This is a genomic window from Avibacterium avium, from assembly GCF_900454535.1.
Classification (GTDB): Bacteria; Pseudomonadota; Gammaproteobacteria; order Enterobacterales; family Pasteurellaceae; genus Avibacterium; species Avibacterium avium.
The window spans coordinates 503,178-517,786 of record NZ_UGSP01000001.1; the positions used below are offsets into that span (position 1 = coordinate 503,178).

10 protein-coding genes are annotated in these 14,609 nt (G+C 42.6%); 3 read left to right on the plus strand and 7 right to left on the minus strand.

Annotated elements, in window-relative coordinates; translation table 11 throughout:
* Positions 1-11 precede the first annotated feature (11 nt).
* On the plus strand, positions 12-506 hold the full coding sequence (locus DYC50_RS02490; protein WP_115248870.1) for a YfbU family protein: 495 nt from the start codon (positions 12-14) through the stop codon (positions 504-506).
* A 136-nt stretch (positions 507-642) separates the two neighbouring features.
* Positions 643-1,554: a mechanosensitive ion channel family protein gene (locus DYC50_RS02495; protein ID WP_115248871.1), complete on the plus strand. Its 912-nt coding sequence runs from the start codon at positions 643-645 to the stop codon at positions 1,552-1,554.
* Between the two features lie 73 nt (positions 1,555-1,627).
* Here the strand turns inward: DYC50_RS02495 and DYC50_RS02500 are convergent, their stop codons facing one another.
* From DYC50_RS02500 to murJ, 7 genes are all read right to left on the minus strand, one after another.
* Entirely contained in the window at positions 1,628-3,046 is a 1,419-nt protein-coding gene (locus tag DYC50_RS02500) for a surface lipoprotein assembly modifier (protein WP_115248872.1), read from the minus strand.
* A gap of 71 nt (positions 3,047-3,117) precedes the next feature.
* Complete coding sequence (locus DYC50_RS02505) at positions 3,118-4,404, minus strand: hypothetical protein (RefSeq protein ID WP_115248873.1); 1,287 nt, start codon at positions 4,402-4,404, stop codon at positions 3,118-3,120.
* 204 nt (positions 4,405-4,608) lie between these two features.
* Positions 4,609-4,995, minus strand: coding sequence for a pyrimidine dimer DNA glycosylase/endonuclease V (locus DYC50_RS02510; protein WP_115248874.1), 387 nt, complete (start codon positions 4,993-4,995; stop codon positions 4,609-4,611).
* A 13-nt stretch (positions 4,996-5,008) separates the two neighbouring features.
* Positions 5,009-6,556 carry an exopolyphosphatase gene (gene ppx / locus DYC50_RS02515; protein ID WP_115248875.1) on the minus strand — a complete coding sequence of 516 codons (1,548 nt, stop codon included), beginning with the start codon at positions 6,554-6,556 and terminating at the stop codon, positions 5,009-5,011.
* A 9-nt stretch (positions 6,557-6,565) separates the two neighbouring features.
* A complete protein-coding gene (gene tamB, locus DYC50_RS02520; protein WP_115248876.1) occupies positions 6,566-10,558 on the minus strand; it encodes an autotransporter assembly complex protein TamB in 3,993 nt (1,330 codons plus the stop codon).
* A 9-nt stretch (positions 10,559-10,567) separates the two neighbouring features.
* Positions 10,568-12,331, minus strand: a complete 1,764-nt coding sequence (gene tamA / locus DYC50_RS02525; RefSeq protein WP_115248877.1) for an autotransporter assembly complex protein TamA — start codon at positions 12,329-12,331, stop codon at positions 10,568-10,570.
* 104 nt (positions 12,332-12,435) lie between these two features.
* Positions 12,436-14,007 (minus strand): murein biosynthesis integral membrane protein MurJ, encoded by a 1,572-nt coding sequence (gene murJ / locus DYC50_RS02530; RefSeq protein WP_115248878.1) that lies wholly within the window; start codon positions 14,005-14,007, stop codon positions 12,436-12,438.
* Between the two features lie 286 nt (positions 14,008-14,293).
* Here murJ and rpsT point away from each other — a divergent pair, with 286 nt between their 5' ends.
* On the plus strand, positions 14,294-14,557 hold the full coding sequence (rpsT, locus tag DYC50_RS02535) for a 30S ribosomal protein S20 (RefSeq protein ID WP_017805402.1): 264 nt from the start codon (positions 14,294-14,296) through the stop codon (positions 14,555-14,557).
* The last annotated feature ends 52 nt before the right edge of the window (positions 14,558-14,609 follow it).

Sequence of the window (14,609 nt, forward strand, 5' to 3'; positions counted from 1 at the left end):
GAAATCACACTATGGAAATGACCTCAACACAACGCTTAATTTTAGCCAATCAATACAAATTAATGGGCTTGTTAGATCCAAACAACGCGGCAAAATATGCCCGTTTGGAAACCATTGTGAAAGGTGGATTTGGCTTAGAATTAAAAGAGTTAGACAAAGAATTCTCTAACCTTTCAGAACAAGAATGCCAAACTGTGCGTGACACCCTTGAAATGTACCACGCCCTGCACGTTTCTTACAGCAATTTAGGCGACACTACCACGGTAACGCCACACCGCTTACAATTTGCAGGTTACTGTGCGGTGCGCGAGAAAAAATATCTCAACTATTTACGTTTTATCACCACCACAGAGAGCAAATATCCAGAATTTATGCAATGCGAACACGGCTGCGATTCACAAACCCCAATGTGGGATAAATACATCAAAATGCTCGAAGCGTGGCGCAGCTGCCCGCACGAATATCATTTAAGTATGGCGGAAATTCAAAAAATCTTGAACGCCTAATTCTCTTTATGTTATCTGCATCATTAATCAAATTAATGGTGCAGATTTCTTTTATTTGCTCATTTTCCCACTTTTACCTTGTAGTTTGATAAAAGAGCGGTCTATTTTTCCCTAATTTTTAGTAAAAGGATTTTTTATGAGTACAGAAACCCCACCAGCGACAGAAAATACCATCAATCTTGAAGCAGAAACATCAGCCTTAATTGATAAAATTCATTCCATCGGAATGGATAATTTTCTCAATGAATATGTGATCTCTTACGGCACAAAAATTTTGCTCGCCCTTGCAATCTATCTTATCGGAAAACGTATTGCACGTTTATTTAGTCGCTTGCTCTCGAAGGGCGTGTATCATTCCACTAAAGATGAAATGTTGCAAAGTTTTGTCAAATCAATTAGCTATTTTTTATTCTTATTAATGGTGATTATTGCCGCGCTTTCCCAATTGGGCATTAATACCTCTTCCTTAGTGGCGTTGATTGGCGCAGCTGGATTAGCCATTGGTTTAGCATTACAAAATTCCTTACAAAATTTTGCCGCAGGTGTGATGATTTTAATTTTCAAACCATTTCGTAAAGATGATGTGGTGGAATCGGGTGGTATTGTGGGAAAAGTGGAACAAATTGGCCTACTTTTCTTGGAATTACGCACGGGCGACAACAAAACTATCTTAATTCCCAACGGTAAAGTGTTTGGCGACAGCATTACCAACTATTCCAGCAACGCCACACGCCGCATCGACTTTATTTTCGATATTGCCTATAAATCTAACATTGAACAAGCGAAAGCTATTGTGGCCGACATTTTGGCGCAAGACCCACGCGTATTGAAAGATCCAGAACCCACCATCGCAGTGGGCGCACTCGCCGCAAACAGCGTACAGCTGGTGGTTCGCCCTTGGGTAAACACCGCAGATTACTGGGCAGTGCATTTTGATGTTACGGAAAAAGTCAAACTCGCCTTTGACCAAGCTGGCATCGAAATCCCATTCCCACAAATGAATATTCACTTACCTGAAAACGCGGAATTGAAATTGGGGCAGAAGTAATTTTTTAGTCAGAAAAAAGAAAAGTGCGGTGGAAAAATCACAAATTTTTCACCGCACTTTTCTATATTCCTCTTTAGAAGCTTTTCTCAAAAATCACATTAATACTTCTGTTCTGATAATTATAAAGTGATGGTAAGTTGCTGCGCTGTTTTCTCCATTGGAATTGTAATTTAGGGGTGATGCCAAGCCAGTGCCAATCACGTTTCCATAGTAAAATCTCCGCACGATAAATGTGATCTTGGCGAATTTTACCTAGTGAGAAAATCGCAATTTTTGCTTTGTCTTTATAATGTCGTTTGGCTATGCTAAATTGAATTCGGCTTGAAATGCCCCACTGCCATTCTCGTCCCCAGCCTAAGCGTAAGGTTTGTGTATGGTTTTGGTAGCGTTTTACTTGCGTGCGTTCTTGTTGATAATCAGCCCCTAAAATAAAAAATTGTCGTGGGCTAGTAAGCCAAATTAGGGTGTTTGACCACAAACGATTATTCCCATTTAGGCTCGCAATTTCATCATAACGCGTGCGAGTGTATTCCAATGCTGAGCTGATTTGCCAATTTGGCGATAGCCAACGCTGATATTCTAAGCGTAATCCTGTACCTTCTTGATAGCGATGATTGCCGTAAAAGCGCCGTTCGTAAAAAGGCAAAAACGCCCAAGTTTGGCGTTGGCTTTTGTGCTTTATTCCTACATAAGTAGGGATGTAGAGATCATCATAATCGTGATTATCCCAATAGGTTTTGCCAAATAATTCCGCGTTTAAATGTAGATAATAGGCTTGCCAAAGGTTGAAATCCCGTTTTACTTGTAGGCTGTAGGCAATGCCGTGCGCAGTTTGTGGCAACCAATCATCTTTTTTATAGAGCTGAGCGATACCTTCAATTTGTTTTGTATCATTGGCGTTATTCACATTTGTATCACGTACATAATATCCGCTCAATTGAATTTCCCATTGATTGCGTTGTTGCAAGGTATTGAGATAAGCGCCAATTTCTCGTTGTAATGGGGAAGGTAAATCTGGTGCGGAAAGTAATTTTTCAAATTGAGTGCGCGCATTATCGTCTTGTTTTAAGGCAAATAGTGAGCGTGCAAGCTCAAGGCGGATCGGGTTTAGATCCGGTGATTGAGCTAATAATTGGCGATAGTAAGTAACTGCCTGCGTATAATCCCCGTTGAGCTGTGCTAATACGCCCTGAGCATAATCGCGCAGAAATTGTTTCTGTGGCGTGTTTGCTTGATAGTGTTTGAGCCAATAGGCGATTTCTGCTGCATTACGTTTACGCAATGCGAGATTCAGCTGATTTTGTATATTAGTAGAGAAATCAACCTGTTGCCAATTCCTGTTTTCTGTTGGCGTATTTTGCATTTGTTGTGGTGGTTGTTCAGGTTGAGCAATATTGCTGATTGGCAAGGGTTGTGATAATTCTTGTGCGGCAAACAGTGTGTTGCTAATAAATAACAAAGATAAGGTAAAAACTGGTATTGAAAATCGCATAATCATAGAGTATTAAAAATAATCGGCGTGTAGTTAATACACGCCTTACTGTGTTTATTGATAGAATCGGGTTATTTCTTTTCCTTACCCATTAGGCTACTTCCCCCTACTCGCCCTACAATTTTTTCTGCATTTTCGCCGATAAATAAGCCTTCGTATTTCATATCGTCAGATCCATCTTTAAAATTAACATGAACGAATACTTCATTGCTTCCAAAACGGATAGCCCCATCTTCTACGAAAATAGGCTGTTCAGGGAAAGTAATGTCTTCATTAGCAGTAAAGTCATTGTTGAGATTAATTTTCTTCGCAATACCTGAAATTTTTTCGTTGCCAAAATCTGCTGTAAATGTTGTGTCGTAGCTATCCCACCAACGCTCAGTTCCCGGTGCCATTTTGACATCGTACTCTTTCACTATTTGAGCCTGTTTGAATGCATCGAATTTCTCAACAGGTGTGGCTTTACCACCATAAGCAACAATAGAAGGATAGGCTTCTTGACCATCAATTGTACCGTAACCCCATACTTCTACTAAATAGGCTTCCCCATCTTGATAATGATAGAACGTATAGTCCATATCAACATAGCGTCCATCTATTTGCTGTTGAACATGATGGCGTACAAGTTGTTGTTTTCCCACTGATTTTGGAGTAAAGAGCAGGTTGCGCACGGTTTGTTCTTCGGTTACTCCTTCAGGCAATAATCCCGAAAAGTTTTCAATCAAAGAGCGGTCGTTTTTTGGACGATTTCTTACCCGACTACCCATTGCAAATTCTGCTTGTGGATATAATTGTTTCAATTCACCAAGTTGTTGATTGAGTTTTGCTACTTCGCTTTGGCTTGCTTTTAATTCTGTTTGCGCTTTTTGTAGTGCTGCTTGATTGGCATTCTGGTTATTTTGCAGATCTTCCAGTGCTTTGCTTTTTTCCTTTAAAGCACTATTGGCTGCGGCAAGTTGAGCTTCTAAATTACGGCGAGCTTGAGCGGCTTCAGTTTGTTGTTCTGATAAGGTTTTTTCTAGGCTGGAAACGCGGGCTTTGTTTTGTTCGAGATCTTTTTGTAGGGAAGATAATTTTTCTTGATCGATTTGATTATTTGATTTGAGATCTTGTAATTCTTTCTCTTTTTTAGCTAATTTTTGACGCTCATCTTCAAGGTTTTTTTGGGTTCTTGTCTGTTGCTGTTTCAACTTCTCTAACTGAGTTTGTAGTGCATTTTCATTTTGCACAATTTGCGGGTTATTGGTGGCTGTTTCATTTTGGTTTGAAGCACCAGAACCGCTGCCAGAGCTGCCGCAAGCGGCAAGAGTAAGAGAAACGAATAATGAAAGACTAGACATTTTGATAAAGGAACGCATAATTTTTCTCCATAAGATAAAAGAAATTAGGGTGAAAATTGGGTTTCTTATGCAAATTTTGCTGAAACTTTCTCAGTTTAAAAAAAAAAAAAAAAAAACAAGGGGTTAGGCAAAAATTTATAAACATTATGATCTTTGTTTTGATCTTTATGCTTATATTTACCAACTCCATTTGGAGTTTGGTTTTTAGCAAAATAAGCTAAATTACAATTTTTTTGCTAGCGTAAATCTCGCCACTTTAGGCATTCTTAATTGAATGCGTTCGCGGTTGAGTGTTAAGGCGTTTTCTGTGGGCTGGTAATCTTGCCATAGGCTAGGATCTTGCGGTAAATCTTCTGGCCAAAAATATTGCACCTTAAAGCCGCGCGCTTTGCATTCTTGGTGGAGGAGATCGTAGCGGTTTTTGAGAAATTGCAGTTTGTTGAAAAAGAATCGGACGTGTCCTTCGCCTAATTTGTAATCCGCAGGTTGCCCAGCAAGATTGTATTTTCCTTTGGCAACCGCGTTGGGAATGCGAGTAAGTTCGCGATGTTCGGCGAGCAGGTGTTGATCACAAAGTTCTTGTGGCGGGACAACATTAATCCTTGTCATTATTTTTCCTTATTTATGAAAAGTTTAGCCCTAAATCTAATTCTTTTAATAATTTGTTTTCTGCGATGAGATCATTTCGCACTAAGGGGTTATGCGCTAAATAACTTGGCTCAAATTGGATTGTCCATTGGGCTAAAGTGCGGTCGATTTTTAGGGAAATTTTTTCACTCCATACGGTGGCTTGGCGCGATTTATTCAGTAAAATGGCTAAGCGCAGCAAACGCACAAGGGCGAGAATATCTTGCTCGGTATAACGAGAAAATTTCGCAAAATCAGTCTGTTTAATATTGTTGATTTGGTAACGTACCAAGGTGGTGAGCAGGCGTTGTTGCTCTTTATCAAAGCCCGGCAATTCCATATTTTGCAGAATGTAGGCGGAGTGCTTTTGCAAGCCTTTATGATTGATCACGATGCCCACTTCGTGCAGCCGTGCCGCCCAAAGGAGAATGTCCACCATTTCATCTTGTAGTTGGCTGTTTTGCCAAGCACTATATTGCGCAGCAAGGCGTTGAGCGCTTTGATAGACTCGCTCAGATTGCGCCATATCAAGGTTAAATTGTTCGGCCAGGGCAAGGGCGGTGCGTTGGCGGATATTGCTTACTTGGAAGTTTTTTTCTAGGCTGTACATCACGCCTTCACGCAATGCGCCGTCTGAATAACGCATTTGTTCAATGCCGAACACTTCAAATACTGCGCTGAGAATAGCCAGCCCCGGTACGAAAACATCGGCGCGATCTTCGTTTAAACCCTCCAAATGCAGATCGTCAAAATGACTGACTTGTAGCACTTTTTCACTGAGCTGCGCTAAACGGGCGGCGGTGATAATGCCATTAGGATCAAGATTTGCCGCAATCACTTGATAGACGGTTTTTATCGTGCCTGATGAACCCAGCACCGATTGCCAGCCTAATTTACGATATTCAAAGGCTAAATCTTCAATTTTATTCACCGCACTTTGTTTGGCGCGCTGAAAATTTTCGGCAGAAATTTCACCTTGCGGGAAGAATTTTTTCGCAAAACTCACGCAACCCATATGACGGCTTTCAGCAATGAGCGGATGAAAATCATCACCGATGATCATTTCTGTCGAGCCGCCGCCAATGTCCACCACAAATTTTCGTCCTGTTTCAGGCTGAGTGTGAGAAACGCCAGCGTAAATGGTTTTGGCTTCCATTTGTCCGCTGATAATGTTAATCGGGTAAGGGAAAACCTGTTCCGCTTGGCGTAAAAATGCTTCATTGTTTATCGCAGTTCGCAGGGTAAATGTTCCTACCACATTGACATTTTCGGCAGGAAATCCTTGTAGCCGTTCCGCAAAAAGCGCTAAACAATTTACTCCGCGCTGAATGGCTTCTTGGCTTAGCTGGTTATTCTCATCTAAGCCTTCAGCCAGTTGTACTTTCTGTTTTAGGCGTGAAAGCACTTGGATTGAGCCATTGATAATGCGGGCGATGATCATATGAAAGCTGTTTGAACCCAAATCAATGGCGGCGATTTCACGCACTTCGCCACGCTGATGTAAATAATCAGAGGCTTTGGCTAGAAGGTTTTCGTTATTCATAAAATTGCCCTAAAAATCAAAGTGATAAAGTAGGTCAAAGGCCTGATTTACGCCCGAAACCGATTGTAAATAAAGTTGTGGTAACAATTTGTAGCGTACCGTAAATTCGGCTAAGCCGTCAAATAAGCCTACGCCGTATTTGAGCTGTAAGCGTGGTGTAATGTTGCCGCTCACCGTAACTTTGGAACTGTCGCCCACCCCTTGCGTGCCTAGACTGAGATCTTGCACGCCAAAGGCTTCGCCGATACCGCCGACTAATTTACCGCTTTTCGCTAAGCCCATTCCAAGCAGTGCCGCCCCGATTGAACCGCCTGAACCTGCTTCACCGCTATTTTCCAGTGAACGCCCTGTTAGTAAGTAGGAAAGGGCTTCATCTTGCGAGCTAGCAGGATCGGAGAACACGGTAACTTGTGGGGCAGTGGCAATGCCGATCACTTTCACCCCAGCGGTAATATTGCTGTTTTCCATTGCCGTTGGGTTGCGAATGGCTTCAATATTTAACATTGGCTGAGATGGCAAGCCAGAAAAACTGATCTGCCCTTTGCGAATTAGCAAGTCTTGTCCATAAGCGGCATAGCGCCCATTTTTCAAGTAAATTTGCCCAAATAAACCCAGTTTGCCTTTGTCTTGTTTGACTGAAAGCAAGCCGTTTAAGCTGGTGTTTAAGCCGTAAGCGTTGAGGGTAACATCATCACCGATATTAATTTTCAGATCGGAACGAATTTCCATACCGCTTTTCGTACGCGCTTTAATTTCACCGTTTTTTAACCCCACTTTGGTTTTGTCTGGGCCGTCTAAAATCACTTCATCACTGCTTACGGCAACGGCGCTGTCTGGCAATTCTTCAATGGCAATTCTTGCCCAAGGAATATCTACCGTACCAGAAATATCAAGCAGTTTTGGATTGGCTTTGAGTTCCACATTTGGGCTAATTTTTAATTTTGCCATTGATGGAATATTCACATTAAAGCGATCTGCTTTGGCTTGCACACGCGTGTCCCAGTGTTCTACATCTTTCCAATCTGCTTCGCCCGTAATATCTAAACGGCTTTCAGGACTTTGCACATAGCCTTGCAAGGTGGAACGATTGCCGGCAAAACGCATAGATAAATTGCCGTCTTTAATAGTGAACGGCAGGGATTTCATTGTGGCACTTAAACGATTGACATCAAAATTACCGTGAATAAGCGGTGCATTGAGATTGCCGCCTAAGGTAAGATTGGCAGCAATTTCGCCATTGATTTTTTCGCCACTTGAAAGCAGTTGTTTGGCTAAATTGAGATTTAAGCGCTGAATGCTAATGTTGCCGCCTAAGGTGCGAGATTTTGCCAAATCTTGCAATTTAAGTGCGGTGGTAATTCGGCCATTTTCTACTAAATCAATGGCGGAATCCAAATTCAGATTGCTGTTTTCCATTTGGGCTTTAATGTCCACTTTCGGAATAGCAAGGTTGAAGGTGCGATAATCAATTTTCTGCGCCACCGATAAATGATTGCCTGCCACTTGCACATTGAGTTTAAGCGGCTTATCGCTAAACCAAGCCACCGTTCCCTGACTTTGTAATTGCCCTTTGATTTGCGTTTGGCTCTGTTCTTTATCCAATAATTTGTTGATTAAGGCTAAATCCAATTTACGCACTTGGAATGGCACTTCGCCGTTTTTCCCTGCGGTGAAATTTTTTGGGAAACATAGCTCAATATCGCTGTTTAACCAACAATGTGAGGAAATGGCGGCTTCAATTTTGTTTTGGTTATAAGTTACTGTAACGCCTTGATTAGTCTGCCATTTTCCAACTGGGGATTGAATATCTATACCACTAATTTGCCCTTGCCAGATTTGCGAAGTGCGGTCGAAATTTCCTGCAATTTTCAAATTGGCTGCCACAGGTTTACCCTGTGATTGCAGTTGTAATTGGTGATTTTTTTCATCACCCGATAATGCAAGGGTCGCTTGGTTAATTTCTACATCAGCATATTTCAAGCCCGTTACATTGGCGTTTAAATCACCGCTAATCACTTGGTGTGAACGGATATCCCCTTTAACGGCGAATTTATTCAGCTGTAATTGTTGGAAGCGAATATTGTTACCCGTTAAATCCACGTTTAAATTGGGCTCACGAATATCGCCTTTTAATTTCACATAACCAAATAGTGTGGCGGAAAGTTCAGGCAGTAAACCACGCAAGTTTGGCGCGTGAATATCGAGGGATAAATCGGATTGCTGGCTAATTTGCCCTTGCATTGCAATGCGGTTTTCACCGTAATTAAGCAACAGATTTGGCACTTGCAACCATTTGTTGTTATCTGCGCTGAGCTCGCCTTTTAGGCTTAATGGCTGGCGAGAAAGTGTGCCGTTAATGTCTAAATCGGGGACGTTAATTGTCCAATTTTGCCCATCAACTTGCCCTTGTGAGCTGAAATGCCCAGACAGCACCGCAGGCATTGAAGGCAAATATTGAGTGATATTTAATTGTGAAAAATCCACCGCACTTTGCCATTGCACGCCTTTTTGCCAGTTTACTTCACCGTTTAAATTTGCTTTGCCTTGTAAGGTGTTAAGCTCAAATTGTGTAATGTTTGCTTGCCAAAGTTTGCCGTTAATTTGGCTGGTAATTTGCGTTTTTGGTGTACTCATTCCAGAAACATCGGCATTCAGTTGCGCTTGGTAAGCCAGCAAATCGCCAGTTAGATTGAGCGTTAAATTTTGTACTTTTAGCGGATCTTTTTCTTTTTTATCAAAAGGATATTGCAAACTTTTACTGGTTAGCTTGAGATCAAAGGGCGTTTTTTCTTGGTTAAGCGCCACATTGCCCACCAGCTCTGCATTAATATCCCCTTTGCTTTGCAAATGAAGCTGCGTTTGCCCACGCAATTTGCCTGAAAGCCGTAGGCTGAGATCGCCTTGTGGAATATTCAATGGCGCATAGCCTTTCAGTTGGCTGTTAAGCTGAAAATCAAGGGGGAAATCTTCATCCAGCTGTATTGTGCCTTGCCCTGCCAGCGTTCCCACTGAGCTGGCGATATTCAGGTTGTGCAGTTGCACTTGATTGCCTGTGGCATCTGCGTTGATTTGCAAAGATGACACCTCAATTTGCTGTGTAGGGGCAGGCGCGGTTTCACTTTTCGCCGCTTTATTTTGTGCATTCTCTTGCGTTTGATTTGCGCTGTTGAAATGCTGTTGATATTGCCAATTTTTGCCTTGAATATCCGTAATATGGAGATCAAAAGGCAGCTCAATTTTCTTTAAATTGCCAAGCAAAGCTGGGGTAAGTTTTTGTTCTAACTGTTGCCAATCAATGGCTTGCCCTGTTGGTTGAGTGGCTTTGCTTTCCGTTTTTTGTGTGGTTTTTTCTTCTTCTGGTGTGCCGTAAGTTTGTACTAACAAATCATTAATCTGCGTTGGCGCAAGGGTAAAACCGTTTTCATTGTTTAGGCTAAGTGCGGTGGAAAAATGGGCTAAATTGATCTGCGTTTGATCGATGGTTAAAGCTAAATCCTGCACTTGCACATTGTCTGCTTGTACCGTTACAGGCAGATGAATTTTCTTCATTGGGCTAGGATCGTTGTCCTTTTCTTCCGAAGGCGGCAGCTTTGCCGTATCAATATGAATTTGTGGCTGTTGAATGCTGAGATCTTGCAGGCAAACTTTAGCTTTCAGCAAGCAAGATAAATCCAGTTGCAAATGGGCTTGCTGAATTTGGGTATCCACGCCTTCTGACTGAAATTTGACCTTATGCAGGGTTAGTCCATTTTGCAAACCGCCTTCTACCTGTTCAATAGAAAGGTTGTCCATAAACTTATCTGCCAGTTGGATAAGTCCACGTTGACCTTGGCTAGTGGCAAGGGTGGCGAGCAAGGCAAAAATAGGAAAAAAAATCACCGCACTTAAGCACAGCAGTATTTTCCATAGTGAGCGTTTTTTCTTCACCACAGGAGATTGAGCTTGATGCTCTGTGGATTGGGGAGATTGCGTTGCCTGTTCCTCTTGCTGTTGTTTTGTCATTGTTGTTGCCTATAATTCTGAACCTAAACCAATATAAAATTGCACGTTTTTGCTGTTGTCTTTATCTCGAATTGGGGTAGCAATATCCAGTTTTACCGCGCCGATAGGTGATGCCCAGCGCACGCCCATTCCCGCGCCATAGCGCAGTTCTTCTAAATCGAAACTGTTCGCCGCAAGCCCTGTATCTGCAAAGGTGGCAAGCCACCAGTTTTCATAGACTTGGTATTGATATTCCAATGTTGCTGTGGCAAGGCGGGTTGCACCCACCAATTTCCCTTCTGCATTTTGGGGTGAGATTTTTTTATAGCCGTAACCACGCACACTACGATCGCCCCCAGCAAAGAAGCGAAGTGCGGGTGGAATTTTTTCTAAATTTTTGGTTTGTAACCAACCGATCTCACCACGCACTAGGAAACGGTGATTATCGGCAAAGGTGCGAATCCACGCACTAGACGCTTGTACTTTGAAGAAATTCGCATCAGAAAGCCAGATTTTATGCCCAAAATCCACGGTTAAACGCTGTGCATCGCCCCAAGTTGGGAATAAACCGCCTCTTAAGCGGGTACGGCTAATAGACGCCGTGGGGTAAACTAACCAAGTGCGATCAGAATGATTGGCTTGGGTGAAGGAATCATAACGCACACGCAACCCAAGGGCGTGCTGCCAGCCTGATACGCGATTCCAATAACGTAACGCCGCAAAGGTGCCTGATGAGGTTTCTGTGTCGTTAGTTTTTTCCCGTTCGTAACCAGTGGAAAATTCATAGTAATAACGCAGCGGATTTTTCAACAGTGGCATTTTATATGCCGCTTCCACCGTTTGTTTTGGCGCAGAGGCGTAAAGATTAAAACGGAAACTATGTCCACGGCTGTTGATCCAAGGTTTTGTCCAGCCCCATTGAAAGCGCGGGCCGACATCAGTGGAATAACCTATCCCCACGTCCATTGCATTTTTTTTACGCGGCGTGAGTAGCACATCAACATTAACGATTTTATTTTCTTCATCAAGGTTAGGTTGCACTAACACCGAGCTAAACCAGTTGGTGGAGGTGTAATCGTTGGTAAAACTGGAAAGATCATTGATGAGATAAGGTTGCCCTTCTTCAATTTCCATCATATTACGCAAATAATCTTCACGAATTTGCGAGCGTTGAAAGGTGAATTTGCCGAAGCGATAGCGTTCGCCACTATCAAAGGTGATTTTCCACCAGCCTTGATAAGTGGAAGGGCGCACTAATAATTGGGAAACATCAAAATCTGCATCAAAATAACCGCGAGCCAGCGCAAGGGATTGCAGTGCGCTTTTGTAATCTTCATATTTGGAATGATAAAGTAGCTCGCCAAGTTTTGGCAATTTTTTATCTAACGCTTTGAAGGCTTCATCGTCTTTTGCTTGGCCCAGAATTTGAATATCCATTCCTGTGAGCAAAACAGGTTTGCCAGCATTGACATCAGCGATGAGTACAGGGCGTTTGCCTCCTTTGGCAGGTTGCAGGCGAAAATCAATTTTAATGTTGTAGTAGCCATAAACGCGCAAGGCTTTTTTGATGGCTTCACTCACGATATATTGATAGCGATCTGAGCCGTCCGCTTCTTCAGGATCGATCATCTTGGTGTAAATATCCACGTTTTCAATGGCTTTTACCCCTTTTACCCCAATCACTTTGAGATCTACGGTATGCTCAGCGTAAACATTTAAACTGGTTAAAACACAACCCGCCAGCAAACTTAGTGCGCTGAGTAAATGGCGTTTTTTCTGTTGTAATAATTTCATAATGTTCCCCAATAATCTTACCCTAGTTTACGTTTTCGCAAGGCGCTGCGCAAATATTCCCACATTAAAGTGCGGTGAAATTTTTCATTATTTTTATAATGCGTTTATGAATGGACTAAATGGCGTTTGCGAATGCCTAAAAGTAACAGTGCGCCGCCATAAATTACTGCCGCAACGGCAATCAGCCACACGAGCCAGTGAATGCGCTGAACAAACGCCATTTGTTGCCACTGGATTAAACTTGGGCAATAGTGCCAAACCACAGCCCCCATTGCTAGCCCTGCGGTGAAAACTTTGGCAAAAAACACCGCACTTTGTTTACTAAAGTGATAGACATTTGCCTGTGCTAGCCCACGGTAGAGCAAATAGGCGTTTAAGGTGGCAGACATCGCCGAAGCAATGGCAAGCCCCACATAGCTAAACGGAATGGCAAGCAGGTTAAATGCCATATTGCTCACCATAGCGATAATACCGATTTTCACTGGTGTTTTGGTGTCTTGGCGTGCGTAATAGCCGTTGGCGAGAATTTTGATCAACATAAAACTGAGCAATCCCATATTAAATGCCCACAAGGAATAAGAGGCCGCTTGCACATCAGAAAATAAAAATTCACCACGCATAAATAGCACCAACAACATTGGCTGGGCAAGCACACCAATGCCGATCATCGCGGGCACGCCGAGTAATAAAATCATTCGCACGCCCCAATCCATTGTGTTGCGAAAATCCACCGCACTTTGTTCGGCATTATCTGAACGATTAACGTGGTGGCGGGCGAGGGTTGGCAAGATCACAGTGGAAATGGCGATACCAAAAAGCCCAAGAGGAAATTCGAGCAAGCGATCGGAATAATACAGCCAGCTAATCGAGCCTGTCATCAAGAAACTGGCAATAAAGGTATCCAGCAATAAATTGATTTGGCTCACGGAAACGCCGAATAGAGCAGGGATCATCAGCGTACGAATTTTCTTCACTCCTTCATCATTCCACGCCCATCGCGGTTTCACTAAAAGCCCCGCTTTTTTTAAGAACGGCAGTTGAAATAAAAATTGTAGCAACCCGCCGATAAAGATCCCGATAGCAAGAGCAAGATCGGGGCTAGGGGTGTGCGGTGCGAGAAAAAGTGCGGTGCAAATCATCGCCACATTGAGCAACACAGGGGAAAACGCCATTACGCCGAACTTGCCCAAAGTGTTTAAAATCGCCCCAGATAAGGCAACAAAGGTGATAAACCATAAATAAGGAAAGGTGATTTTGAGTAACAACGAGGCTTGCTCGAATTTTTCCCCGTTTACCCCGTCATTAAGCCAGTCGATGAACCAGCCCGTACCAAAAATGGCGGCAACGACGGGCGAGCCGACCATCGCAAAAAGGGTAACAAGGGTAACCAATCCCCCCAAAGTGCCTGACACTTTGCTGATAAATTGCTGAGTTTTGCTGAGATCGCCGGCTTTTTGGTATTCCGCCAACACAGGCACAAAGGCTTGAGAAAATGCCCCTTCGGCAAATAAACGGCGTAAAAAATTGGGAATGCGATTGGCGAATAAAAACACGTCAGCTGCCACACCTGCCCCGATAATTTGGGCGATGATCACATCTCGCACCAGCCCCAAGACGCGGGAAACTAAGGTCATTACACTGACGATAATGCCAGATTTTAATAATCGTTTACTCAAAATGCTTTTCTCGCTGAAGAAAAATTTGGCTTAATTGTATAGAAATTTTGTTTTTAAGCTATATTCTAGCCAAAAAAACTGATAAAATCTCGCCCACATCGTTTGGTGGGCTAATTTCTAATTTTGAAAGCCGCATTTTTCGCGAACGATGCAGACTTTCGGTTGTGTCTCACCGAGTAATCAAGCTAAATTTTGCTAATTGTTTATTGACAATTATGGAACGGAAAGGCATAGTTTACGCCTTTATTTATCTCATAAACTAACAGAAATTTTTAGGAGTTTGACCTTGGCTAATATCAAGTCAGCTAAAAAACGTGCGGTTCAATCTGAAAAACGCCGCCAACACAATGCAAGCCAACGCTCAATGATGCGTACTTACATTAAAAAAGTTTACGCAGCCGTAGCAGCAGGTGAAAAAGCCGTTGCTGAAGCCGCTTTCGTAGAAATGCAAAAAGTTGTGGATCGTATGGCTTCTAAAGGCTTAATCCACAAAAACAAAGCTGCGAACCACAAATCTAAATTATCTGCTCAAATCAAAAAATTAGCGTAATTCAGATTTTAAAAAATTTAGAAAAATAAAACCGCACTTTTAACTGTGCGGT